We start from the raw sequence: 24,314 nt of genomic DNA, 5'->3' as shown, positions 1-24,314 counted from the left end.
ACCCGGGAGGGATCAGCGCGGAGGACACCCCGCCGATCCCTCCCGAGTGGTCGAGAGGCCTAGTGGAACTGGCCCTCTTCGGTGGAGCCCTTGAGGGCCGCCGTCGAGGTGTTGGGGTCGACGGTGGTGGCGATGCTGTCGAAGTAGCCGGCGCCGACCTCACGCTGGTGCTTGATGGCGGTGAAGCCGCGCTCCTCGGCAGCCTTGAACTCGCGCTCCTGCAGGTCGACGAAGGCGGTCATGCCCTCGCGGGCGTAGCCGTGAGCCAGGTCGAACATGCCGTAGTTGAGCGAGTGGAAGCCGGCCAGGGTGATGAACTGGAACTTGAAGCCCATCGCGCCGAGCTCCTTCTGGAACTTCGCGATGGTCGCGTCGTCCAGGTGCGCCTTCCAGTTGAAGGACGGCGAGCAGTTGTAGGCCAGGAGCTGGTCCGGGAACTCGCTGCGGACGGCCTCGGCGAACTTCTTCGCGACCTCGAGGTCCGGCACACCGGTCTCCATCCAGATGAGGTCGGAGTACGGGGCGTAGGCCTTGGCGCGGGCGATGCAGGGCTCGATGCCGTTCTTGACGCCGTAGAAGCCCTCGGCGGTGCGGGTGCCGTCGAGGAACTCGCGGTCACGCTCGTCGACGTCGGAGGTCAGCAGCGTGGCGGCCTCGGCGTCGGTGCGGGCGATGACGACCGTCGGGACGTCGGCGACGTCGGCCGCGAGGCGAGCCGAGGTCAGGGTGCGGATGTGCTGCTGGGTGGGGATGAGCACCTTGCCACCGAGGTGGCCGCACTTCTTCTCCGACGCGAGCTGGTCCTCCCAGTGCGAACCGGCGACGCCGGCCGCGATCATGGCCTTCTGCAGCTCGTAGACGTTGAGGGCGCCACCGAAGCCGGCCTCACCGTCGGCGACGATCGGGGCGAGCCAGTTGTCGACCGAGGTGTCGCCCTCGACCTTGGCGATCTCGTCGGCGCGCAGCAGCGCGTTGTTGATGCGGCGGACGACCTGCGGAACCGAGTTGGCCGGGTACAGCGACTGGTCCGGGTAGGTGTGGCCGGAGAGGTTGGCGTCACCGGCGACCTGCCAGCCGGAGAGGTAGATGGCCTTGAGGCCCGCGCGGACCTGCTGGACGGCCTGGTTGCCGGTGAGCGCACCGAGCGAGTTGATGTAGTCCTCGTTGTTGACGAGATCCCAGAGGATCTCCGAACCGCGGCGAGCGAGGGTGGCCTCCTCGACGACGGTGCCCTGCAGCTTGACGACCTGCTCGGCCGTGTAGTTGCGCGTGACGCCCTTCCAGCGGGGGTTGGTGTCCCAATCCTGCTGGATCTGCTCTGCGGTCCTCGGGGTGCCGGTGGTCGACATCGAAAGCTCCACTTCTTCTCTGCTGCTGCGACCGGTACGGATGTACTGCTTCACATCGTTGCCAGGCCGTTCGGATGTACAAACCGAGAATGGCACAGCCGAAAACCGCCGTCTACCTGTTGCTAATGCCAATCTTCGCTAGCTTTTCAATTCAATCTGCAAAGCTTGCTAATTTCTGCACAGCCAAGCAGTTGCTTGGGTTACCCGCGAGTAGCAAGGAAAGTTACCCGCAAGTAGGCCTTCACCTCGGGGTTAGCGCGAAAACCGGACAGGGTGCCGCGAGGTGAAGTTGGACACGTCGGACACCCGATCCGGGAGGCCCCCTCACCGGGCCGCACACGGGCATGTGAGGGCAATCACAGGAATCGGACATCGTTCCGTACACCGGAACACGCGGGAATCCGCGTCACAGATACTCCGGACGCCCATGGAAGGCTCCACGGAGGCTCCACGGAGGCTCCGTGGGCGGCTACTGCCGGCCGAGAATCGCCACTCGCGCGAAGCCGTACCGCGCGTCCAGGGCGGCCGCCGGCCCCGACAGGTCGTACGCGTGCGATCCGAACTCGGCGCACTCGATGACGGCGGAACCCGTGACGATCGGCGACAGCCGGGTCACCTCCCACTGGGTGTGGACGAGGTCGGGACGCCCGGCGCCGCCGTCGCCGGAGCCGCCCACGAGGTCGGCGCGCCAGGACTGGCAGGCGAGCCAGTCGGGCGTCAGCTGGACTTGCCCGCCGTCACACTCGGACAGCTCGACCCGGCCCACCACTCCTCTACCCACGCCGTCGACGGGAGGAATCGAGAACCCCATGCCGCCGACGCCGTTCACCAGGCTCAGCGCCGTCTGCGGCAGGTCGGGCAGCGAGAAGGGGTCGCGGTCTCCGTCCTCGATCGGTGCACCCACGAGGAAGTCGGATGTGTACGCGCTCTCGTCCTGCTCACCCGGCAACAAACAATTGCACGACATCCCTGCGAACAACCGACCGACCGGGACGCCCACCGTGTCGGAGTCGGCGGACAGCGGTTCGACGATCCACACCGCCAATTGCGGCCGGTCCGCGACCGCGAACGGTTCCGGCAGGAGCGCCCGGGCGTAGCCGGGGGCGATATCGGTAGTGAGAACCAGCCACCGGGCCGCCACGGCCACCGCGTCGGCTTCCGTCGATTCCTCGTTCGTCGCGGCCGCCACGTCGACCGGACCGAGCGCGCTGCCCGAGGGCTCGGCGGAATCAGTGGACGGGACGAGCGCCGGAGCTGGGACTCCGACGCGTGCGCGGCGCTTGGAGGTGAAGATCATCGTGACCTCTGGCGGTTCCTGGTCGAATGCCGGGCCGACGAGGGCCGACCGGCGACTCTGAAGCAGAGAACGGCTCACGCCCAGTTCGGAGGGCGAGCGTGAACCGGGGACCCCACCCGGCGGAGGGCGCCCGCGTCCGTGCGCTCGGGACGCGCGAGCCTCCGCCCCACGTCCCAAACTGCCTAGCAACCAATGCTTTACACAATCGATCAATGACTGTCGCCCAGCTTTTGTCACTGTCACCGAGATGTCAAGACTTGTCTCTGAAACGTCATGATCGGTCTGATGTTCGGTTAGTCGGGATCCACCCCGGACGCCCGGCTGCTAACCCATTCCTTTGCACGGTTAGCAGGGCGCTCGTACGCTGGCTGGCATGTCCAAGACCTTCGTCGGCGCCCGGCTGCGGCAGCTCCGTACCGAGCGTGGCCTGAGCCAGGCCGCGCTCGCCAAGACGCTGGACATCTCCGCCAGCTACCTCAACCAGATCGAGCACGACGTCCGCCCGTTGACGGTGCCGGTGCTGCTGCGGATCAGTGAGGTGTTCGGGGTCGACACCACGTTCTTCTCGTCGCAGGACGACACCCGGTTGATCGCCGAGTTGCGCGAGGTGGCCCTCGACAAGGACATGGGCATCGACGCGGACGCGCAGGAGATCGCGGAGATGGTGTCGTCGCATCCGGGGCTGGCGAAGGCGATGGTCAACATGCACAGCCGCTTCCGGAACACGTCGGCGCAGCTGGCCGCGGCCACCGAGGACCGGTTCAGTGACGGCAGCGGCAGCGGCTCGATCACGATGCCGCACGAGGAAGTGCGCGACTACTTCTATCAGCGGCAGAACTACATCCACGACCTGGACACCGCGGCCGAGGAGCTCACCGCGCGTCTGCGCTTCCATCGCGGCGACATCGCCGAGGGGATCGCGCGCCGGATGGAGAGCCTGCACGACGTGCAGATCGTCCGCCGCATCGACCTGGGCGAGAACGTGCTGCACCGCTACGACCCGGAGACCCGGGTGCTGGAGATCTCGCCGGCGCTGTCCGGCGGACAGCAGGTGTTCAAGTTCGCGACCGAGCTGGCGTACCTCGAGTGCGGCGATCTGCTCCGCCGGCTCGTGGACGAGGGCAACTTCACGTCCGACGAGGCCCGTTCGCTGGCCATGCTCGGCCTGGCCAACTACTTCGCGGCGGCGACAGTGCTGCCGTACGGCCAGTTCCACGAGATCGCCGAGGACTTCCGGTACGACATCGAGCGGCTGTCGGCGTTCTACGCGATCAGCTACGAGACGATCTGCCACCGCCTGTCGACGCTGCAGCGCCCCAAGCAGCGCGGCGTGCCGTGGTCGTTCGTCCGCGTCGACCGCGCGGGCAACATGTCGAAGCGCCAGTCCGCCACCGGTTTCCACTTCTCGTCCAGCGGCGGCACGTGTCCGCTGTGGAACGTGTACGAGACGTTCGCGTACCCCGGCAAGATCATGACGCAGATCGCGCAGATGCCCGACGGCCGCAACTACCTGTGGGTGGCGCGCACCGTGGAGCGGCGCGCGCAGCGCTACGGGCAGCCCGGCAAGACCTTCGCGATCGGCTTGGGATGCGAACTGCGGCATGCACCGCGGGTCGTCTACGCCGACGGCCTGGATCTCGGCGGCAGCACCGCCACCCCGATCGGCGCCGGCTGCCGGGTGTGCGAGCGGATGAACTGTCCGCAGCGGGCATTCCCTCCGCTGGGCAAAGAACTCGACATCAACGAGCACCGCAGTTCGGTGTCGCCCTACACGATTCTCTGATCCACCAGCACCTTTCCCGCTAGTCGGGTCTCGTCCGTCGAGGCCGCGTGAGCTCCTGTTCATGTGTGCGTAATACGCGACACGAACTCGTGATCCACAGACATTCCGGCGCAACAACTTCCGCCTACTGTCTCGAATCACGGATACAGCGTCGTATACGTACCTCTCCGCAGCTCAGCGTCATTCCTCTCGACGGAAAGGCTCGTCCATGCCCACGTTCTCGAAGCGTGCTCTCACCGCCCCGGCCGCACTCGCGGCGCTCGGCCTGGTCCTCACCGCCTGCGGCAGCAAGGCGTCGGACACCTCGGCCGCCGGTACGACGTCCGCCGCATCCTGTGTCGACACCTCGGGCGAGACCGTCAAGGTCGGTTCGCTCAACTCGCTGTCCGGCACGATGGCGATCAGCGAGGTCACCGTCCACGACTCCATCGCCCTCGCGGTCGAGGAGATCAACAACGCCGGCGGTGTGCTCGGCAAGAAGATCCAGATCGTCGCCGAGGACGGCGCCTCGGAGCCGACGGTGTTCGCCGAGAAGGCCGAGAAGCTCATCAGCAGCGACTGTGTCGCAGCCGTTTTCGGTGGTTGGACGTCGTCCAGCCGCAAGGCCATGCTGCCGGTGTTCGAGGACAACAACGCGCTGCTGTACTACCCCGTGCAGTACGAGGGCCTCGAGGACTCCCCCAACATCTTCTACACCGGCGCGACCACGAACCAACAGATCGCCCCGGCGCTGGACTACCTGAAGGAGAAGGGCGTCAAGTCGCTGTACCTGGTGGGCAGCGACTACGTCTTCCCGCAGACCGCGAACCGGATCATCAAGGCGTACGCGGCCGCCAACGGGATCGAGATCAAGGGCGAGGACTACACGCCGCTCGGCTCCACCGACTTCTCGACCATCGTCAACAAGGTCCGCACCGCCGACGCCGACGCCGTCTTCAACACCCTCAACGGCGATTCCAACGTCGCATTCTTCCGCGAGTACTCGAACGTCGGCCTGAAAGCCGCTGAAATGCCTGTTGTCTCGGTGTCGATCGCCGAGGAGGAGGTGGGCGGCATCGGTGCGCAGAACGTCGCCGGCCAGCTCACCGCATGGAACTACTACCAGACCGTCGATTCCCCGGAGAACAAGAAGTTCGTCGACGCGTACAAGGCCAAGTACGGCGCGAACAAGCCTACGTCGGACCCGATGGAAGCCGCCTACACGTCGGTGTACCTGTGGAAGAACACTGTTGAGAAGGCGGATTCGTTCGCCGTGGCCGACGTCCAGGCGGCCGCTGACGGCGTCACCTTCCAGGCGCCCGAGGGTCTCGTGACCATCGACGGCGACAACCACCACATCACCAAGACCGCACGCATCGGCGAGATCCGCGGCGACGGCCTGATCTACACCGTGTGGGAGTCCGACGGCCCGATCCAGCCGGATCCCTACCTCGAGAGCTACGACTGGGCGAAGGGCCTCTCCGGCTCCGGTAGCTAGCTCGCATCAACGACGACGTAGAAGGGCGGGCACCGATGGATGTCGTTATCGGGCAGCTGTTCACCGGCCTGAGTATCGGGTCGATCCTATTGTTGGCGGCACTGGGCCTGTCGCTGACGTTCGGCCAGATGGGCGTGATCAACATGGCCCACGGCGAATTCATCATGGCCGGCTCGTACACCGCATACGTGGTGCAGCAGGTCATTTCGAGCGCCGGGGCGTCACTGCTGATCTCCCTGGTGGTGGGCTTCGTGGTGGGCGGCCTGATGGGCGTGCTGCTCGAGGCCACCCTGATCCGCCGGATGTACCACCGCCCGCTGGATACCCTGCTGGTGACTTTCGGTGTGGGACTGGTACTCCAACAGCTGGCCCGCGACATCTTCGGTGCCCCCGCCGTCAACGTCGTCGCGCCGTCCTGGCTCACCGGCGGCGTCGAGATTCTCGGCGCCGTCGTGCCGAAGACGCGCATCTTCATCCTGGTGCTCGCGATCGTCGCGGTCGCGGCTGTGTCCTTCGCCCTGGCGAAGACGTCGATGGGGCGCCGCATCCGCGCCGTCGTGCAGAACCGTGACCTCGCGGAGACCAGCGGAATCTCCTCGCGGCGAACCGATGTGACGACGTTCTTCATCGGCTCGGGCCTGGCCGGCGTGGCCGGTGTCGCTCTGACGCTGATCGGGTCGACGAGCCCGACCATCGGCCAGTCGTACCTGATCGACGCGTTCCTCGTGGTCGTGATCGGCGGACTGGGCCGGCTGTCGGGTGCGGTGGTCGCGGCCTTCGCGCTCGGCATCCTGAACTCGTTCATCGAGTACTCGACCACGGCGTCGATCGCGAAAGTGATCGTGTTCGTGCTCATCGTCATCTTCCTGCAGGTCCGCCCGCAGGGACTGTTCGTCGCCAAGACAAGGAGCCTGGCATGACCGTGCTCAGTCGCTACCGGGCGTGGGCGGGATTCGCCGTCGCCGCGATCGTCCTCTTCGGCGTCGCACCGGCCCTGCTGTCGGACTTCCGGCTCAACCTGCTGGCCAAGTTCCTGTGCTTCGCGATCGTCGCGGTCGGCATCGGATTGGCCTGGGGCCGTGGCGGAATGCTCACCCTCGGCCAGGGCGTGTTCTTCGGCCTCGGCGCCTACATCATGGCGATGCACCTCAAGATCGCCGACGCGGAGCTGCGCGGGGACGCGGTGCCGGACTTCATGCAGATCGCCGGCATCCGCGAACTCCCCTCCTACTGGACCCCGTTCTCCGACCCGTTCACGACCATCGCCGCGATCCTCCTCGTCCCCGGGTTCGTCGCGTTCCTGCTCGGGCTCGGTGTGTTCAAGCGCCGGGTCAAGGGCGCGTACTTCGCGATCCTGTCGCAGGCCCTCGCCGCGGCATTCGCGATCCTGCTCATCGGCCAGCAGTCGATCGGAGGCTCCAACGGCCTCAACCGGTTCCGCACGTTCTTCGGTTTCAACCTGTCCGACCCGGCGAACAAGCGGATGCTCTTCTTCATCGCCGGGGCGGTGCTGCTCCTCGTCGTCGCCGCGACCCGCCAGTTGATGAACTCGCGCTACGGCGAGCTCCTCGTCGCGGTCCGCGACCAGGAGGAGCGGGTCCGGTTCCTGGGCTACGACCCCGCGAACATCAAGGTCGTCGCCTACACCGTCGCCGCCTTCTTCGCCGGCATCGCGGGCGCACTGTTCGTCCCCATCGTCGGCATCATCTCTCCCGCCGATGTCGGCCTCGTCCCGTCGATCGCGTTCCTCATCGGCGTGGCGATCGGTGGCCGCACCACACTGCTCGGTCCGGTGCTCGGCGCGATCGGTGTCGCGTGGGCGCAGACCACCCTCTCGGAGAACTTCCCGTCGGCCTGGACCTACGCGCAGGGCCTGCTGTTCATCGTCGTCATCGGATTCTTCCCGGCCGGCATCGCGGGCCTCGCCAAGGTGGTCAAGCGTCGCCGCCGGACCACCCCGACCGAGCCCGAACCGGAATCCGCCCGCGAACTGGAGGTCGCCCGATGACCGAACCCCAGCCCACCCTCGGCGGCAACGCCGGGATGTCCAGCGAGTACCTCGAAATCCGCGACCTGCGTGTCACGTTCGACGGCTTCACCGCCGTCGACGGCGTGGACCTGACGCTCTTCCAGGGCGACCTGCGGTTCCTCATCGGACCCAACGGCGCCGGGAAGACCACGCTGGTCGACGCGATCACCGGCCTGGTGCCGGCCACCGGTTCGGTCACCAAGTCCGGTGTCGAACTCCTGGGGCAGAAGGTCCACAAGATCGCCCGGATGGGCGTAGGCCGCACGTTCCAGACCGCGTCGGTGTTCGAGGACCTCACGGTGCTGCAGAACCTCGACATCGCGGCCGGTGCCGGCCGGTCCCCGCTGACCCTGCTCCGACGCCGCAAGAACGTCCTGCCGCAGATCGAGGAGGCCCTCGAGACGATCGGTCTGACCGACCTGCGGGACTGCAAGGCCGGCATCCTGCCACACGGCCAGAAGCAGTGGCTCGAGATCGGCATGCTGCTGGTGCAGGACGCCGACGTGCTGCTGCTCGACGAACCGGTGGCGGGCATGAGCCACGAGGAACGCGAGGACACCGGAAACCTGCTGCGGCGCATCGGCGCCGAGCGCACCGTCGTGGTCGTCGAGCACGACATGGACTTCATGCGGGCCTTCGCGACCTCCGTGACGGTCCTGGCCCGCGGCAAGGTCATCGCCGACGGCAGTGTCGAAGAGATCCAGGCCGATCCGATGGTGCAGCAGGTGTACCTCGGCACCGCGGCCGCCGCCGACGTCCTCGAGGAGGCCTGAATCATGCTGGAACTGATCGACATCCGGACCGGCTACAGCCGCACCGAGATCATCCACGGCGCCACCGTCACCGTCCCCGCAGACGGCGTCGCCGCGGTCATGGGGCACAACGGCGCCGGCAAGACGACGCTGCTGCGGGCCGCCGTCGGGCTGGCGAAGGCGACGTCGGGCAGGGTCCTGCTGGACGGCCAGGACGTCACCAAGCTGCGGCCGAGCGCCCGCGTGGCCCGCGGACTCGCGTACGTCCCGCAGGGTCAGCAGTCGTTCGGCCAGCTGACGTGCCTCGAGAACATGCAGGTGGTCGCCGACGGCCGCAAGCGCGGCAGGGCGCTCATCGACGAGCAGCTGGCGCTGTTCCCGGCGCTCGAGTCACTGCTCGACCGGCGCGCGGGCCTGCTGTCGGGCGGTCAGCGGCAGCAGCTGGCGATCGCGCGGGCCCTCATCACCGAACCACGCGTACTGGTCCTCGACGAGCCGACCGAGGGCATCCAGCCGTCCGTCGTCGCCGAGATCGAGTCCGCGATCGTCGAACTCACCCGGCGCGGCAACCTCGGTGTCCTCCTTGTGGAGCAGCACATCGGGTTCGCCCTGCAGTCCGCGCAGCGCTACTACATTCTCGAGTCCGGCCGCGTCACGTCGAGTGGCGCCGGAGGCGCGGACGCCGAGTCCGTCGTGCGCTCCGCCATGGCCATCTGACGCTTCCTCCCACCGAAGGAGACCACTTCGTGTTTCCCGCTTTCGACACCCTTCTGATCGCCAATCGCGGCGAGATCGCCTGCCGCATCATCCGATCCGCGCGCGAACTCGGTCTCAAGACGGTTTCCGTGTACTCCGACGCCGACGCGTGCGCCGCGCACGTCGAGATGGCCGACGCCGCCGTCCGGTTGGGCCCCGCCCCCGCTGCGGAGTCGTACCTGCGCACCGACAAGGTCATCGAGGCGGCCCTCGCGACCGGTGCCGGGGCGATCCACCCCGGCTACGGATTCCTCTCGGAGAACGAGGAATTCGCCGCGGCCGCGGAGTGGGCCGGCATCGCGTTCGTCGGCCCCACCCCCGATCAGCTCCGGGTGTTCGGCAACAAGCACACCGCCCGCGAGGCGGCGCGCGCCGTGGGTGTCCCGCTGGTGCCGGGCAGCGGTCTACTCGAATCGGTGGAGGACGCGGTCGCCGAGGCCGAGCGGATCGGCTACCCGGTGATGCTCAAGGCGGTCGGTGGTGGCGGCGGCATCGGCATGCAGGCGTGCTTCACCCCGGAGGCCCTGCGCGCCGCGTACGACACGGTGCAGCGGATGGCGGCGGCGAACTTCTCGTCGTCGGGGGTCTTCCTGGAACGTTTCGTCGCCCGCGCCCGGCACATCGAGGTGCAGGTCTTCGGCGACGGCGCGGGCCGCACACTGAGCCTGGGCACCCGCGACTGCTCGCTGCAGCGCCGCAATCAGAAGGTGGTGGAGGAGGCGCCCGCGCCGGGACTGCCCGACCACGTGGTGGAGCAACTGCTGCGCTCCTCGCGCGATCTCGCGTCGTCGGTGAACTATCGTTCGGCCGGCACCGTCGAGTTCGTGTACGACGTGGACCGCGGCGAGGCGTCGTTCCTCGAGATGAACACCCGCCTGCAGGTGGAACATCCGGTCACCGAGGAGGTGACCGGTGTCGATCTGGTGGCGTGGATGCTGCGTCTGGCCGGCGGCGACGCGTCGATGCTCGACGGGCTGCCCGACTCCGGCCCGGCACTGACCGGGCACGCCGTCGAGGCCCGGGTGTACGCCGAGGATCCCGGGCAGGACTACCGGCCCAGCGCCGGTACCCTCACGTCGGTGCAGTTCCCCACCACCGCGCGGGTCGAGACGTGGGTGGACACCGGCACCGAGGTGAGCGCCCACTACGACCCGATGATCGCGAAGATCGTCACCCGCGGCGGCACCCGCGAGGAGGCGCTGGCCAGGCTGGGCGACGCGCTGGCCGAGACGCATCTCTACGGCGTGCAGACCAATCTCCCCCAGCTGCGGCACATCTGCGCCCAGCCTCTCACCGAGCACACGACGTCCGCGCTCGCCGACATCCCCGCCACCGGACCGCGGATCGACGTCCTGCGGGCCGGCACCATGACGACGGTGCAGGACCTGCCCGGCCGGATCGGTCTGTGGGAGGTCGGGATTCCGCCGTCGGGCCCGATGGACGACCTGTCGTTCCGGCTCGCCAACACCGCCGTCGGCAATCCCGTCGGGGCGCCCGGGCTCGAGTGCACGCTGCAGGGGCCGCGGCTGGAGTTCTCCGCGCCGACGATCATTTGTGTCACCGGCGCCGACGCCCCGGTCACCGTCGACGGGCTCGCGGTGCCGATGTGGGAACCGATCGCGATCGCCGCCGGCTCGGTGCTCGACATCGGCACCCCCGCCGACACCGGGCTGCGCACCTACCTCGCGGTGCGCGGCGGGCTGGACGCCCCGCTCTTTCACGGCAGCGCCTCGACGTTCACGCTCGGCGGCTTCGGCGGTGTCACCGGCAGTGCCGTCGCGACCGGCGACGTGCTGGGCATGCTCCCCGAGACCGACGCGCTCGCCGAACCGGCGAGCGTCCCGGCCGACGTGCGCCCCGAACTGACCCACACCTGGCACCTCGCGGTCACCGAGGGTCCGCAGCCGTCGCCGTCGTACTTCACCGACGCCGACATGACGCAGTTCTACGAGACCACCTGGACCACCGCGAGTCACGCGAACCGCACCGGCATCCGGCTCGACGGACCCAAGCCGACGTGGTCGCGCACCGACGGCGGCGACGCGGGACTGCACCCGTCGAACCTGCACGACAACCCGTACAGCGTGGGCGCACTGAACGTCTCGGGCGACACCCCGATCCTGCTGGGCCCGGACGGTCCGAGCCTCGGCGGGTTCGCGTGCCCGCTCACGGTGGTGAGCGCGCACCGCTGGAAGATGGGGCAGATCCGCCCGGGCGACGCCGTGCGCTTCGTCCCCGTGCCCGACGCCGACGCCGACGCGCTGCGCCGCTCAGACCGGATGCGGGCGAAGGACGTGCCGGCCGTGCGGATCTCCCGCGGAGACGGCGGCGTGCTCGGCCGGGCCGAGGCCGGCGACGACCGGCCCGAGGTGGTGTACCTGCGCGGCGGAGACGACAACATCCTCGTCGAGTACGGTCCGATCGCCCTGGATCTCGGGCTGCGGATGCGGGTGCACGCGCTGTCGGAGGAACTTTCGCGACTGCAGGTCTCGGGGCTGATCGACATCACCCCGGGCGTGCGGTCGTTGCACCTGCACTTCGACCCGGACGTGCTGCCGCAGTACCGCCTCCTTGGGCTGCTGCAGGAACTCGAGGGCCAGCTCCCGGCGACGCACGACCTGGTCGTGCCGAGCCGCACCGTGCGGTTGCCGCTCTCGTTCGACGACCCGTCGATCGACGACGCGCTGGCCCGCTACCGCAGCGGCGTGCGGGACACCGCGCCGTGGCTGCCGTCGAACACCGAGTTCATCCGGCGGATCAACGGGCTGGGCAGTGTGGACGACGTCCGCAAGGCTGTGTTCGACGCCGAGTACCTGGTACTCGGACTGGGCGACGTGTATCTCGGCGCGCCGCTGGCGGTCCCGCTCGATCCGCGGCACCGGCTGGTGACCACCAAGTACAACCCGGCCCGCACGTGGACGCCGTCGGACGCGGTCGGCATCGGCGGCAAGTACCTGTGCGTGTACGGCATGGAGTCGCCCGGCGGCTACCAGTTGATCGGGCGGACGGTGCCGATCTGGTCCGGCTACCGGCAGCGCGCGCCGTTCGAGACCGGCAAGCCGTGGCTGTTCCGCTTCTTCGACCGGATCGTGTGGGAACCCGTCACCCCCGACCAGCTCGCGGAGGCACGGGCCGAGTCCCGCGCCGGACGCTTCGACGCCGACGTCAGCGAGGGCACGTTCGCCCTGGCCGACCATCTGAGGTTCCTCGCGGACAACGCGGATTCGATCGCCGAGTTCGAGGAGCGGCAGGGCGCGGCGTTCGAGACCGAGAAGCAGGCGTGGCACGCGGCCGGCGAGTTCGACCGCGTCGATGTCGCGCCGGCACCCGAGCCCGAGACCGCCGACCTGGACGTCCCGCCCGGCGCCGTCGTGGTGGAGGCGCCCATGGTCGGCAACGTGTGGCGGGTGGAACTCGAACCGGGACAGCAGGTTTCCGTGGGCGATCCCGCGGTGATCCTGGAGGCCATGAAGCTCGAGATGCCGGTTCCGTGCCCGGCCACCGGCACGGTGCTGCAGGTGCTCGCGGAGCCGGGCGCCAAGGTGGCGCCCGGGACTCCGCTGGCCGTCATCGGCTGAGGCGCTGCTCCGCGAGTACCTTGACGGATCCCTTGGCGACCTTGCCGCCGGGCGCCAGGGGGAGCTCGTCGACGGTGACGACGTGCTCGGGGATGTACTCGCGGGTGACGCCCTGGCCGGCGAGCCACGTGGACAGGTCGTCGGCGGTCAGGTCGGTGCCGTCGGCGGTCACCACGACGGCGCACACCTTCTCGCCGAACAGGGCGTCGTGCACGCCCACCACCGCCACCATCGTGACCGCCGGGTGGGCGCGCACGTACTCCTCGACCTCCACGGCCGAGATGTTCTTGCCGCCGCGGATGATGATGTCGGCCTTGCGGCCCACCACCTTCAGGCGCCCGTCCGCGTCGATCTCGACGATGTCGCCGAGCAGCATCCAGCCGTCGGCGGTGTACAGCTCGGCGTTGGCCGCGTCGTCGTCCCAGTAGCCGTGGCACATCAGCGGGCCGTTCACGCCCGGCTGGCCTCGGCGCTCGTCGCCGAGCACCTCGGCGCCCGCGTCGTCGAACACCCGGACCCGCGCCTCGTCGACCACGTGCCCGCACGTGCGCAGGCGGGTGTCCGCGTCGTCGTCGACGGTCGTGACGCTCACAGCCCCGGTCTCGTTGGAACCGTAGAACTGCAGCACCGCAGCCCCGGTCCGCTCCTCGAACGCGAGCGCCTCCGAGTACGGCACCGCCTCGCCGCCGGTGAACATCGCGCGCAGCGCGCTCAGGTCGGCGGCCTGAGCCCGCTCGGACCGCAGCAGCATCTTGAACTGCGTGCTGACACAGTTCAATACCGTCACGCGCTCCCGCTCGAGCAGGTCGACCATGGTGTCGGCACTGAACCGCTCGAGCACCACGTTGGGCGCACCGAGCAGGGCCGGCAGGAAGTGCGAGGTCCACAGCCCGAAGCCGAACGGCGCAGGCACCGCACCGAAGAAGACGTCGTCGCCGGTGATCTTCCCGGCCCGGACGGCCACCTCGGAGAAACCGATCCAGCGCCGCTCGGTCTGGGTGACCAGCTTGGGCAGTCCGGTGGTGCCGGACGTCGAGTTGAGCAGCGAGACGTCGTCGACGCCGAACCGCGGGCTGGTGGCGTCGAAGCGCCGGTCGGTGATCTCGACCGGGTTACCGTCGGCGTCCTCGACCTCGACGGAGCCGAGGTCGTCGACGTAGATCACGTGCTCGGGTCCGCCGGTCCGCTCACGTAGCTCCGCGACGAGAGACGCGGTGTCCTGACCGCGCAGCGATCGCGTGGTGACCAGGGTCCGGCACCCGGCGCGGGTGCTCAGGTGCGCCACTTCCTTGACACCCGAACGTGATCCGATGCCGACCGCGATCCGCCCGACGCGGTACGCGGCGCACAGCGCGGCATGGAAAACCATGGTGTCGGGCAGGTACAGCGCGACGGCGGAATCCTCGCCCACCGCCGCCAGCGCGGACGCGATCCGATCGGCGGTGGCGTCGTAGCTCGCCCACGAGATGTGGGCCTCCGGGGTGATGAAGGCGGGGCGGTCACCGATCGTGAGCGCCCAGTGCCGTACCAGCTCGCTCACGCTCAGACCGTCGAGCCTGCGCGGGTCGGTTGCGAAGTCGCCGACCGCGACGTCCAGGGTGGTCGAGAATCGTCCGGTCACCGTCACTGCTCCACTGTCGCTTCCAACATGCCCATCGACTGCTTGTACGCGGCGTCGAGCGACGCCGCATCGTCCCGGATGTCGACGATCCGGCCACGCTGCATCACGTAGCCGCGCTGCACCACCGACTTCAGCGCCGCCAGCGCAGGTTCGGCGACCAGCACCGTCACGCCCTCGGCCGCGAGACCCGCCACGAGCGAACGAAGTTCGGCGACGATCTTGGGCGCGAGGCCCGTCATCATCTCGTCGAGCAGCAGCACCTTCGGCGTCGCCAGCAGGGCCCGGCCCAGCACCAGCATCTGCTGTTCGCCGCCGCTGAGGACGCCGGCGTAGCTGCCGGACCGTTCGCGCAGCACCGGGAACCGGTCGAACGCCGAATCGATCGCGTCCTTCTTCATGCCCAGCAGGTCGGCGCCCACCTGCAGGTTCTCGCGCACCGACATCTTCATGAACAGCTGCCGGCCCTGCGGGACGTACGCGAAGCCCTCCCGGACCCGCGCCAGCGCGGACAGTCCGTCGACCCGGCGGCCGTCCATCGTCACCTGCCCGGTGCCACGGACGGAGCCGTAGACCGCCCCGAACAGGCTGGACTTGCCGGCGCCGTTGGGGCCGACGATCGCAGTCACCGTCCCGGACGGCGCCGTGAACGAGACGCCGTCGACCGCGACGGCCGATCCGTACCGGACCTTCAGGTGCGTCACCTCGAGCGTGGTCATGACACTTCCTCTCCTGCACCGAAGTACACCTCACGCATGGCGTCGCTCGCGAGACATTCGGCGGGCGCGCCGTGGAAGGCGACCGATCCGAAGTCGAGCAGCACGACGGTCGTCGCGAGTTCGGCGATGAGGTCGACGTTGTGGTCGACCAGCACGACGCCGCGGCCCTGCGCCTGGATCTTGCGGACGGCCCCGGCGATCGCCGCGATGCCCGTGTGGTCGGCGCCGGCGAACGGCTCGTCGAGCAGCAGCACCTGCGGATCCGTGGCCATCGCCCGCGCCACCTCGACCAGGCGCTGCCCGCCGAGGCTCAGTTCGCCGCAGGCGCTGGTGGTGTCGTCGATCGCGTACTCGTGCGCGACGGCGCGCGCCCGGTCCGCGGTGGCGTCCCAGTTCTCGAACGGCCCCTTGAGCGCCCACCACAGCGAGTGCAGCGGCGTGCGCATCCGGCGGCCGTACAGCGCGGGCACGATGTTCTCGACGGCGCTCAGTTCCAGCGCCAGCTGTGGGTGCTGGAACGTGCGCGACAGGCCCTGCCGGGCCCGCTTCTCGCTGGGCCCGGCCAGCGGGCGACCGGCCAGTTTCACGGTGCCGGCATCGGCCCGCTGCGTCCCGAAGATGCAGTCCACCAGCGTCGTCTTGCCGGCGCCGTTGGGGCCGACCAGTCCGACCACCTCGCCGGGGGCGACGGTGAACGAGACGTCGTCGACGGCGCGGACACCGCCGTAGTTCTTGGTGAGGCCCGAGACCTCGAGCAGCACGCTCACGTCCGATCACTTCCTCGCTGGTTGGAACCGCCGCGGCCGGTCACCTTGGCGAATGCCGTACTCGCCCAGCCGATCACACCACCGGGTGCGACGACGAGGATCAGCAGGACGGCGGCGGCCAGCAGCAGTTCACCGCTGCCCTGGTAGCCGGGCATGTTGAGGGTCACGATCACGACGATCAGCGCACCGAGTGGGGCGCCCCACGCGCTGTTGCGTCCACCGATGATCGGCATGAAGATCGCCAGGAACACGATGCTGAGCGTGAAGGTCTCGGGCGTGACGGCCTGCACGGACACCGTGAAGAGCGAGCCGCCGGTCGACGCGATCGCCGCGCCGATCGCGAGCGCGATCACCGTCAGGTGGGCCGGGTTGACGCCCGACGACCGGGCGGCGTTCTTGTTGTCCCGCGCCGCCCGCAGGGTCAGGCCCCACACCGACCTCCGCATCCGGTCGACGATCACCGCGATCGCACACACGAACAGGATCGCGAGCACCACGAGGGCGTAGCGCGGTGGCTGCCAGCCGAACAGACTGACGGCCTCGACGCCGGAGATGCCGGCCGAGCCGCCGGTGAAGCTGGGGCCGTCGATGAGCCAGTGCTCGAACGCGATTCCGAACAGCAGCGTCACGGCGGCCAGGTAGAAGCCGGACAGCTTCTGCGTCGCGAGTGCGAGGATCACCGCGACCACCGCCGCGACGAAGGCGCCGATGATCCAGCCCCACCACATCGACAGCCCGGTCTTGACCGAGATCAGGGCCACCGCGTACGCACCGATCGCGGCGTAGGCGCTGTACGCCATCGACAGCGAACCGGCCATGACGAACGGGATGTACATACCGAGCGCGATCAGCGAGTACGTCGCGGCCAGGAACACGAGGTCCTGCCGGTACAGGCTCGGACCCATCCACACCAGCACCCCGGCGACGACGACGAGCGTGATGCCCGCCTCGATCGCGATGTTGGTGAGCGACCGGCGGGCCCGCGAGGGACGTGCCGGCGCTGCCGCCTCCGACGGCGGTGACGTGAGAGTCGACATCAGACGCGGACCTTCCTCGAGAGCAGGCCCTCCGGCCGGAAGGCGAAGAACACCAACGCGATCAACAGGATCGCGGTCTGTGCGGCACTGGCACCGAAGTAGTACGGCGCGAACACCTGCACGAAGCCGAGCAGCAGGCCACCGATCAGCGGCGCCCAACTGCGTCCCGTACCGCCGATCACGAGCGCGATGAACGCGGTGAGCGTCCACGACAGTCCGCTCGTGAACTGCACACCGGCCTTGGGCGCGAACAGCAGTCCGGCGATGGCGGCGATGAGTCCGGCGACGGTGAACGCCACCAGGCGGACCCGGTTCACCGGCAGTCCGAGGACCCGCGCGGCCTCCGGGTTGTCGCCGACCGCGCGCAGCAGACGGCCCGTCTGCGTCGCCTGCAGCCACAGCCCCACCACGACGAACACGACGACGGTGCCGACGATCAGGACGATCGACGAGCTGTCGACGGTGGCGCCGGCCACGGTGACCGGCTGGAAGTCGAACAGCTTCTGTCCGGGCAGCGGCGTGCGGCCGAAGATCGTGCCGGCCAGCTGCTGCACCCCGAACAGGACCGCGGTGACCGCGACGAGCGCGGGCAGTTCGCCACGGCCCGAACGCTTCTGGACCTGCTGGACGACGAGCTTCTCGGTGATCACCGACAGCGCCATGCCGACGACGAGGCCCAGCAGCAGCGCGAGCCACAGTGGGACACCGTGGTCGACGACGACGAAACTGCACGCCATCGCCGCGGCCATCGCGTACGGGCCCATCGCGAAGTTGAAGAAGTCCGCACCCACCACCACCAGGTACATGCCGAGGGCGATGAGCGAGAAGAAGGCGCCGATCTCGAGCGCGGCGAGCCAGAGTTGAGGATCAGTCATCTGTTCTCTCCTTCGTCAGCCGCACGGGGGCTGGTAGGACGCCCACGGCCCGGCCGGCTTGTTGTCGGCGCCGAACTCGACGAGCACCAGGCCGCACAGGCTGTCGGGGGCGAGATGGTCGTCGGGGCCGTACGACAGCGTCAGACCCTCCTGGCCGAACGTCGCGGGCACGTCGGACACCTGCTGCAGCGCATCGCGGACCTTGGTCCGGTCGGTGTGGTCACCGGCGATCTCGAACGCGCGCTTGAGCATCATCACGGCGTCGTAGGCCTGCGCGTCGTACGCGGTGAGCTGGTAGTCGGCGCCCTTGACCGCGCGGATCTTCTCGGTCAACTCGGCGGTGCGCGGATTGTTCGCGCTGAGGCTGCCCATGTAGACCATGCCGGTGAGCGCGCCCGGGTCGGCCAACGCCCACGACTTGGGCTGGTTACCGATCGAGGCGAGCGAGAAGCGTTGCGCGTCCGGGTAGATCTTGGCGAGCGTGTTGTGCGCGAGGATCTCGAAGTGCCCGCCGATGCTGGCGACGAGGATCGCGTCGGGCTTGGTGCCGGTGACCCGGGAGGCCTGCGCGGTGAGGTCGGCGGCGTCGACGGGCGCCTTCTCGACGGCGGTGACGGTGGCGCACTTCTCGAGCGCGGGCCGCAGCGTCTTGATGATGCCGTCGATCGACGCGCTGGCGTCGCCGAGGATGCCGAGCGTCTTGTAGCCCATCTTCTCGAACGCGCCGCAGTACACCTCGGCGTACTGCTTGAGGGAGTTCGGGATCATGAACGAGAACCCGTTGTCCGGCTTGTTCGCGAACGCGTCGGACAGCACGACGGGCGCGATGGCCGGGATCTCGGACTGCTGCAGCACCGACTTGGCCTGGATCACCGAGCCGGACCCGGTGGCGAGCAGGACCGCGCTCGAGCCGTGGTCGACGAGCTTACGGATGATCGACGGCGTCTTGGTGGGGCTGGACTCGTCGTTCTCGACGACCAGGCGCACCGGCTTGCCGTTGATCCCGCCGTCGGCGTTGAGCAGGTCGACGGCGAGGCGGACCGTGCTGCCGGCGATGGTGCTGTACGACGCGCCGGGGCCGGTCGAGTCCTCGTCGAGACCGATCACGATCTCGTCGGGCGACATCTCGCCCGCGGACCCGCATCCCGCGACGCCGAGGATTCCCACGGCGGCGGCCACCGCCGCAGCGGCGACCCTTCCGATTCTCACAACCGACTCCCGTCTGACACCGACCTTCAAGCGTTTGGTCAATCAAGCAAGTGCTTGATTGACCATTCGCGACAGGAGTATGCCCCGCGTCACACCGCGAAGTCAACGCGGCGAGAGTTCAGTAGTAGGAGGGGATTTCAGTTCCCGCGCAGCAGACGCAGTTCGCGGATCGCTTCCTTGAGCTCGCGGACGTCGCGCCGCAGGTCGTCGAACTCCGAATCGTTCGCGGCAGGAGCACCGTTGGGCACTGCGGCGCGACCCAGCACCTCGGACTGCCGCACCGGTCCGGGCGCGGCCTTGGCCGACGCCGATCCCGCCGGCCCGCCCGCCGCGAACCCGTCGAGGAACACCGCGATGAGGTCGTGCCGCAGGCGCTCGGCGTCCTGCGTGAGCGACGCCCGGTTGAATCGCACCGTCGACCACACGGATTCGCGGAGCATGCGGTGGAAGTGCTGCTGGTCGATGTCGAGACGGAACTCGCCCGACTCGACGCCGCGCGCAATGGCGTCGGCCCAGTAGTCGTGGGCCCGGCGCACGGCCACGGAGATCGGGCTGTCCTCCGGCTGCGACGACAGCGCGCTCTCGTTCTGATAGATCTCGGTGGCGAACGGGTGATCGGCGGCGGCGTCGAACGACACCGCCACCATGTGGTCGAGGCGCTCGCGGCCGGTTTCGCCGGGGACCTGGGCGGCCTCGTAGCGTTCGTTGAGGTCGTCGACGAACGCGATGACGATCTCGAACACGATCGCGTCCTTGGAACCGAAGTAGTGGTAGAGGCTGCCGGAGAGGATGCCGACCTCGTCGGCGATGTCCCGCACGGTGGTTCCGGCGACGCCGCGCTCACTGAACAGCTTGGCCGCGTGAAATAGAATTTCTTCTCGCCGGGTCGATGCCACCTGTACGACTCCCCCTCAACGGTGCCGGATGTAGTACCGACCGATCCCGATCGAACGCTTGCTTGACGCCCGCCAATGCTACACGTCCCGCCGACCTGCCCGGCATATCCGACCTGCGGTGCTAGCGTTTCCTTACCGTGGGGTAACCGAGGGGCGGGTGGCAGTCGCGATGGCACGAACGGGGCGGAGACAGGTGCTCGAGGAGCGCCTGGAAGGCCGACGTGTCCTCATCACCGGTGCGGCCCGCGGAATCGGGGCGTCCCTCGCCCGGCGCCTGTATGCCCGCGGTGCCCGCGTCGCGCTGCTCGGCCTCGAACCCGAACTGCTCGAACAGGTCGCCACCATGTGCGGCGGCGCCCCGTGGCAGGTGTGCGACGTCCGCGACGGCGACCAGGTGCAGCGGGCCGTCGACGCCCTCGCCGGCGAACTCGGCGGACTGGACGTCGTGGTGGCCAACGCCGGTGTCGCGGCGCAGCTTCCGCTACTCGGCGGCGATCCCGACGTCATGGTGCGCACCGTCGAGGTGAACCTGATCGGGACCTACAACACCGTGCGCGCGGCCGGCCCCCTCGTCGCACACCCCGGCGGGTACGTGCTGCTGGTCGCCTCGGCCGCGGCCGGCGTGCAGCTGCCGTTGATGGGCGCGTACGCCGCCAGCAAGGCCGCGGTGGAGGCGCTCGGCAATACGCTGCGGCTCGAGACCAAGCATCTCGGGCTGCGGGTGGGTGTCGGCTACCTCGCCGAGGTCGACACCGACATGACCGCGATCGGTTTCGGGACCGAGGCCGCCACCCAGATCAAGGGCCTGGGCCCGTTCACCCGGGTCGCCCCGCGCGCGGTCGGCGTCGACGCGTTCGAGAAAGGCATCGCGGCCCGGGCCCGCCGGATCTACGCGCCCCGCTGGGTGGCGCCGATGATGCGGCTGCGCATGCTCACCCAGCGGACGATCGAACTCCGCCCGCAGCCGCGGATGGCCGCGGCCCTCGACGCCGCCCGCGCCGAGCACGCCCGACTCACCACGGAACTGCCGGATCGAGCCGGGGAGGCCGAATGACCGCGTACGACGAGAAGACCGGCAACCACACCGCGCCGCGCGTCCGGCCGGGCCGGTTCAAGCAGCTCGGGCCGGTGAACTGGGCCACGTGGCGGGTGCTCTCGCTCGGTTCCCGCACCCGCGACGCCAAGCTGTTCAGCACGCTCGGCCGCACCGGCGGGCTGTTCCGCGGCTGGCTGCACTACTCCGGTGTCCTGATGCTGCTGCCCGGCACCAAGCTGTCCCGGTTCGAGATCGAACTGGTGGTGCTGCGGGTCGCCCACCTGCGCGGATCCCGCTACGAGATGCAGCACCACGTCCGGCTCGGCCGCCGCGCGGGCATCACCCCGCAGATCCTCGACCGCATCCTCGCCGGGCCCACCGACCCCGACTGGTCGCCGCGCTACCGCGCGATGCTGGCCGCCGCAGACCAGATGGTCGCCACCAAGAACGTCGACGACGCGACGTGGGCCACACTCGCCGAACACCTCGACGACCGCAGGCTCGTCGAGTTCTGCCTGCTGGTGACGCAGTACGACGGTTTGGCCACCACGATCGACACCCTGCGAATCCAGCCCGACTACTGATTCGCCGACGGTGGCACACTGGTGGCGTGGATCCTGAGCAACTCCGAACCGATTTCTCCCGATTCATGATGACGTACCGGTTCGGCATCACTCAGTTGCTGACCAAGGTGAACATCCTCAAGGACGAGTTCACGCACATCAATCTCTACAGCCCGATCGAGCACGTGACCTCGCGGCTGAAGACACCCGAGAGCATCATCCGCAAGGCGAACCGCATCGGCTGCCCGCTCACCCTCGACGACGTCCGCGAGCAGATCCTCGACATCGCGGGGGTGCGGATCACGTGCAGTTTCATCGCGGACACTTACCGCATCGCGGACATGATCACGAGCCAGCCGGACATCGAGGTCCGCGAGGTCGAGGACTACATCGCCAACCCCAAGCCGAACGGCTACAAGAGCCTGCACCTGATCGTCGAGGTGCCGGTGTATCTGAGCGACCGGGTGCAGACGGTGCCCATCGAGCTCCAGATCCGCACCATCGCAATGGATTTCTGGGCCAGCCTCGAGCACAAGATCTACTACAAGTTCAACCGCGAGGTGCCGGCGGAGTTGCTGGCCGAACTCACCGAGGCCGCGGAGACCGCGCACCGGCTGGACGTGAAGATGGAACGGCTCAACGAGGAGTTCGCGAACCTCAAGGCGCAGTCGGGCGTCGCCGACGACACCCCGGAACTCGAGCTGCCGCCACAGTTGCTCGACGCGCTGCGGATGCGCCTGTCCGAGTGACGCGACCGGCCGTTGCTCACAGTTGCGCGGCCGATTCAAGTCCCCGGACCGACATGTGACTATCCCGACGATGCGGCGGTATTCGATTGCTGCAGTTCCCTGTTCGCCGGTAGCGTCTCCACGTTCGGCCGCGACAGTCGTCCGTGCCACCGATCCGGTAGGAACTGCATGTCCCAAGACGTCCAGGCGACCTCGCGTCCCGACGCCCCCGTAAACGACAACCCCAACCACGAGCGCCGCTGGCTGGTGCTGTGCATCGTCGCGCTGGCTCAGCTGACGGTCGTCCTCGACGGCACTATCGTGAGCATCGCGCTGCCCGACGCCCAGAAGGAACTGGGCATCAGCAACCTGGACCGGCAGTGGGTGGTGACCGCCTACGCGCTGGCGTTCGGCGCGCTACTGCTGCTCGGCGGTCGCATCGCCGACTTCTGGGGCCGCAAGCGCTCGTTCATGGTCGGCATGGCCGGCTTCGCGGTGGCATCGGCGGTCGGCGGCTTCGCCCAGACCGGCATGCAGCTGTTCGCGGCGCGCGCCGGGCAGGGCGTGTTCGCGGCGCTGCTCGCCCCGGCCGCGCTGGCGATCCTCACCACGACGTTCGTCGGCGAGAAGGAACGCGCCAAGGCGTTCGCGGTGTTCGGTGCCATCTCCGGCGGCGGCGCCGCGATCGGCCTGCTGCTCGGCGGCGTGCTGACGCAGTACGTGGACTGGCGCTGGTGCCTGCTGGTGAACATCCCGGTCGCGATCTTCGCGATCGCGGTGACGCTGCCGATCGTCAAGGAAACCAAGGCGCACGGCGACACCAGCTACGACCTGCCCGGCACCGTGCTGGTCGCGATCGGCCTCGGCTCGCTGGTCTACGGCTTCACCAAGGCCGAGCACGGCTGGCTCGAGACCCAGACGCTTCTGTTCATCGGCATCGGCCTGGTCGCCCTCGTGGCGTTCGTGCTCGTGGAGAAGAAGTCCGCGAACCCGCTTCTGCCGCTCAGCGTTCCATGGCACCGCGACCGCGGCGCCGCCTTCATCGGGTCGGCGCTGGTCGGCGCGGCGCTGCTCGGCGGCACCCTGTACCTGACGTTCTACCTGCAGATCGTGATGGGCCTGAGCCCCGTCATGTCGGGTGTCGGCTCGCTGCCGATGGCGTTCTTCATCGTCATCGCGTCCACGATCGCGGCGCAGCTCACCACCCGCATCGGCCCCAAGCCGCTCATGGTCGTCGGCCCGATCTTCGCGGCCGCGGGTCTGTTCCTGCTCACCCAGATCGAGGTGGACACCTCCTACTGGACGCACGTGTTCCCCGGCCTGGCGATCTTCGGTTTCGGTCTGGGCCTGCTGATGGTGCCGATGCAGAACCTGGCACTACTCGGCGTCCCCAACCACGACGCCGGTGCCGCCAGCGCGCTGGCGAACGCGACCCTGCAGGTCGGCGGCGCGCTGGGCACGGCGCTGTTCACCACGGTGTACGCATCGGCCAAGAGCGCGTTCCAGGCCGACAACCCGGCGCCCACTCCCCCGCCCGGCTTCCCGGCCGACGCGATCCCCACCGACCTGGCGAACGCCACGCCGCCCACGGCCGAGCAGATCGCGGCCATGCCGGCGCCCGCGCAGGACTTCGTCGGCAAGATCATGGACTGGATCTTCGGCACCGAGGTGTCCGGGTACGCGCACGCGTTCGGCTGGGCCGGTGCGCTCATCCTCGTCATCAGCCCGCTGGTGATGATCCTGGTCCGCGCCAAGAAGGGCGACATGCCCGCCGAAGGTGCCGTCGGGATGCACTGACCCCTGTTCCCCCTCGGGAAGCTGAAGGGTCCGTTCATACGCTGCCGG

At 68.8% G+C, this 24,314-nt stretch carries 20 protein-coding genes; 11 read left to right on the top strand and 9 right to left on the bottom strand.

What is annotated here, in order from left to right; translation table 11 throughout:
• Positions 1 to 59: 59 nt before the first annotated feature.
• Both aceA and LCL87_RS09490 read right to left on the bottom strand, forming a co-directional pair.
• Positions 60 to 1,349, bottom strand: a complete 1,290-nt coding sequence (gene aceA, locus LCL87_RS09495) for an isocitrate lyase (protein ID WP_225018995.1) — start codon at positions 1,347 to 1,349, stop codon at positions 60 to 62.
• A gap of 469 nt (positions 1,350 to 1,818) precedes the next feature.
• Positions 1,819 to 2,724 carry a hypothetical protein gene (locus LCL87_RS09490; RefSeq protein ID WP_225018993.1) on the bottom strand — a complete coding sequence of 302 codons (906 nt, stop codon included), beginning with the start codon at positions 2,722 to 2,724 and terminating at the stop codon, positions 1,819 to 1,821.
• A 295-nt stretch (positions 2,725 to 3,019) separates the two neighbouring features.
• Between LCL87_RS09490 and ramB the strand changes: the two genes are divergently transcribed.
• The 7 genes from ramB (at position 3,020) to uca (ending at position 13,021) form a co-directional block, all read left to right on the top strand.
• Complete coding sequence (gene ramB / locus LCL87_RS09485) at positions 3,020 to 4,429, top strand: acetate metabolism transcriptional regulator RamB (RefSeq protein ID WP_225018991.1); 1,410 nt, start codon at positions 3,020 to 3,022, stop codon at positions 4,427 to 4,429.
• A gap of 208 nt (positions 4,430 to 4,637) precedes the next feature.
• Positions 4,638 to 5,906, top strand: a complete 1,269-nt coding sequence (gene urtA, locus LCL87_RS09480) for an urea ABC transporter substrate-binding protein (protein ID WP_225018989.1) — start codon at positions 4,638 to 4,640, stop codon at positions 5,904 to 5,906.
• Positions 5,907 to 5,941: 35 nt separating this feature from the next.
• Complete coding sequence (gene urtB / locus LCL87_RS09475; protein WP_225018987.1) at positions 5,942 to 6,826, top strand: urea ABC transporter permease subunit UrtB; 885 nt, start codon at positions 5,942 to 5,944, stop codon at positions 6,824 to 6,826.
• Positions 6,823 to 7,914 (top strand): urea ABC transporter permease subunit UrtC, encoded by a 1,092-nt coding sequence (gene urtC, locus LCL87_RS09470; RefSeq protein ID WP_225018985.1) that lies wholly within the window; start codon positions 6,823 to 6,825, stop codon positions 7,912 to 7,914. Before urtB ends, urtC begins: the two co-directional genes overlap by 4 nt.
• A complete protein-coding gene (gene urtD / locus LCL87_RS09465; RefSeq protein WP_225018983.1) occupies positions 7,911 to 8,708 on the top strand; it encodes an urea ABC transporter ATP-binding protein UrtD in 798 nt (265 codons plus the stop codon). The genes urtC and urtD overlap by 4 nt, the downstream gene beginning before the upstream one ends.
• A gap of 3 nt (positions 8,709 to 8,711) precedes the next feature.
• Positions 8,712 to 9,404 carry an urea ABC transporter ATP-binding subunit UrtE gene (gene urtE, locus LCL87_RS09460; RefSeq protein WP_225018981.1) on the top strand — a complete coding sequence of 231 codons (693 nt, stop codon included), beginning with the start codon at positions 8,712 to 8,714 and terminating at the stop codon, positions 9,402 to 9,404.
• Positions 9,401 to 13,021, top strand: a complete 3,621-nt coding sequence (gene uca / locus LCL87_RS09455) for an urea carboxylase (RefSeq protein ID WP_237691977.1) — start codon at positions 9,401 to 9,403, stop codon at positions 13,019 to 13,021. The genes urtE and uca overlap by 4 nt, the downstream gene beginning before the upstream one ends.
• Here uca and LCL87_RS09450 read toward each other — a convergent pair.
• From LCL87_RS09450 to LCL87_RS09420, 7 genes are all read right to left on the bottom strand, one after another.
• Entirely contained in the window at positions 13,011 to 14,648 is a 1,638-nt protein-coding gene (locus LCL87_RS09450; protein ID WP_510850728.1) for a class I adenylate-forming enzyme family protein, read from the bottom strand. The genes uca and LCL87_RS09450 overlap by 11 nt on opposite strands.
• On the bottom strand, positions 14,645 to 15,358 hold the full coding sequence (locus LCL87_RS09445; protein WP_225018975.1) for a branched-chain amino acid ABC transporter ATP-binding protein: 714 nt from the start codon (positions 15,356 to 15,358) through the stop codon (positions 14,645 to 14,647). The genes LCL87_RS09450 and LCL87_RS09445 overlap by 4 nt, the downstream gene beginning before the upstream one ends.
• Positions 15,355 to 16,125, bottom strand: coding sequence for an ATP-binding cassette domain-containing protein (locus tag LCL87_RS09440; protein WP_225018973.1), 771 nt, complete (start codon positions 16,123 to 16,125; stop codon positions 15,355 to 15,357). The genes LCL87_RS09445 and LCL87_RS09440 overlap by 4 nt, the downstream gene beginning before the upstream one ends.
• The gene (locus tag LCL87_RS09435; protein WP_225018972.1) at positions 16,122 to 17,162 is read right to left on the bottom strand and encodes a branched-chain amino acid ABC transporter permease; all 1,041 of its coding nucleotides are present in this window, start codon (positions 17,160 to 17,162) and stop codon (positions 16,122 to 16,124) included. Before LCL87_RS09435 ends, LCL87_RS09440 begins: the two co-directional genes overlap by 4 nt.
• On the bottom strand, positions 17,162 to 18,037 hold the full coding sequence (locus tag LCL87_RS09430; RefSeq protein ID WP_225018970.1) for a branched-chain amino acid ABC transporter permease: 876 nt from the start codon (positions 18,035 to 18,037) through the stop codon (positions 17,162 to 17,164). Before LCL87_RS09430 ends, LCL87_RS09435 begins: the two co-directional genes overlap by 1 nt.
• Positions 18,038 to 18,052: 15 nt before the next feature.
• On the bottom strand, positions 18,053 to 19,246 hold the full coding sequence (locus tag LCL87_RS09425) for an ABC transporter substrate-binding protein (RefSeq protein WP_225018968.1): 1,194 nt from the start codon (positions 19,244 to 19,246) through the stop codon (positions 18,053 to 18,055).
• Between the two features lie 137 nt (positions 19,247 to 19,383).
• Positions 19,384 to 20,142 (bottom strand): TetR/AcrR family transcriptional regulator, encoded by a 759-nt coding sequence (locus LCL87_RS09420; RefSeq protein ID WP_225018966.1) that lies wholly within the window; start codon positions 20,140 to 20,142, stop codon positions 19,384 to 19,386.
• 169 nt (positions 20,143 to 20,311) lie between these two features.
• On the opposite strand from LCL87_RS09420, the gene LCL87_RS09415 reads away from it, so the two are divergent.
• The 4 genes from LCL87_RS09415 to LCL87_RS09400 all read left to right on the top strand — a co-directional run bounded on the left by LCL87_RS09415 (position 20,312) and on the right by LCL87_RS09400 (position 24,266).
• Positions 20,312 to 21,196 carry an SDR family NAD(P)-dependent oxidoreductase gene (locus LCL87_RS09415; protein ID WP_225018964.1) on the top strand — a complete coding sequence of 295 codons (885 nt, stop codon included), beginning with the start codon at positions 20,312 to 20,314 and terminating at the stop codon, positions 21,194 to 21,196.
• Complete coding sequence (locus tag LCL87_RS09410; protein ID WP_225018962.1) at positions 21,193 to 21,762, top strand: carboxymuconolactone decarboxylase family protein; 570 nt, start codon at positions 21,193 to 21,195, stop codon at positions 21,760 to 21,762. The genes LCL87_RS09415 and LCL87_RS09410 overlap by 4 nt, the downstream gene beginning before the upstream one ends.
• A 26-nt stretch (positions 21,763 to 21,788) precedes the next feature.
• On the top strand, positions 21,789 to 22,490 hold the full coding sequence (locus LCL87_RS09405; protein WP_225018960.1) for a GTP pyrophosphokinase: 702 nt from the start codon (positions 21,789 to 21,791) through the stop codon (positions 22,488 to 22,490).
• 168 nt (positions 22,491 to 22,658) lie between these two features.
• Positions 22,659 to 24,266 carry an MFS transporter gene (locus LCL87_RS09400; protein ID WP_225018958.1) on the top strand — a complete coding sequence of 536 codons (1,608 nt, stop codon included), beginning with the start codon at positions 22,659 to 22,661 and terminating at the stop codon, positions 24,264 to 24,266.
• Positions 24,267 to 24,314: the final 48 nt, after the last annotated feature.

The organism is Prescottella equi (assembly GCF_020171745.1).
GTDB classification, from domain to species: domain Bacteria; phylum Actinomycetota; class Actinomycetes; order Mycobacteriales; family Mycobacteriaceae; genus Prescottella; species Prescottella equi_A.
This window is presented reverse-complemented; position numbering and strand designations above follow the sequence as displayed.

What these genes read in the sequence shown, in the direction of transcription:
- LCL87_RS09430 (WP_225018970.1), bottom strand. Translation starts at nt 18,037, where the DNA reads ATGACTGATCCTCAACTCTGGCTCGCCGCGCTCGAGATCGGCGCCTTC.
- urtC (WP_225018985.1), top strand. Translation starts at nt 6,823, where the DNA reads ATGACCGTGCTCAGTCGCTACCGGGCGTGGGCGGGATTCGCCGTCGCC.
- LCL87_RS09410 (WP_225018962.1), top strand. Translation starts at nt 21,193, where the DNA reads ATGACCGCGTACGACGAGAAGACCGGCAACCACACCGCGCCGCGCGTC.
- urtD (WP_225018983.1), top strand. Translation starts at nt 7,911, where the DNA reads ATGACCGAACCCCAGCCCACCCTCGGCGGCAACGCCGGGATGTCCAGC.
- urtE (WP_225018981.1), top strand. Translation starts at nt 8,712, where the DNA reads ATGCTGGAACTGATCGACATCCGGACCGGCTACAGCCGCACCGAGATC.
- LCL87_RS09445 (WP_225018975.1), bottom strand. Translation starts at nt 15,358, where the DNA reads ATGACCACGCTCGAGGTGACGCACCTGAAGGTCCGGTACGGATCGGCC.
- aceA (WP_225018995.1), bottom strand. Translation starts at nt 1,349, where the DNA reads ATGTCGACCACCGGCACCCCGAGGACCGCAGAGCAGATCCAGCAGGAT.
- ramB (WP_225018991.1), top strand. Translation starts at nt 3,020, where the DNA reads ATGTCCAAGACCTTCGTCGGCGCCCGGCTGCGGCAGCTCCGTACCGAG.
- urtA (WP_225018989.1), top strand. Translation starts at nt 4,638, where the DNA reads ATGCCCACGTTCTCGAAGCGTGCTCTCACCGCCCCGGCCGCACTCGCG.
- urtB (WP_225018987.1), top strand. Translation starts at nt 5,942, where the DNA reads ATGGATGTCGTTATCGGGCAGCTGTTCACCGGCCTGAGTATCGGGTCG.
- LCL87_RS09415 (WP_225018964.1), top strand. Translation starts at nt 20,312, where the DNA reads ATGGCACGAACGGGGCGGAGACAGGTGCTCGAGGAGCGCCTGGAAGGC.
- LCL87_RS09435 (WP_225018972.1), bottom strand. Translation starts at nt 17,162, where the DNA reads ATGTCGACTCTCACGTCACCGCCGTCGGAGGCGGCAGCGCCGGCACGT.
- LCL87_RS09400 (WP_225018958.1), top strand. Translation starts at nt 22,659, where the DNA reads ATGTCCCAAGACGTCCAGGCGACCTCGCGTCCCGACGCCCCCGTAAAC.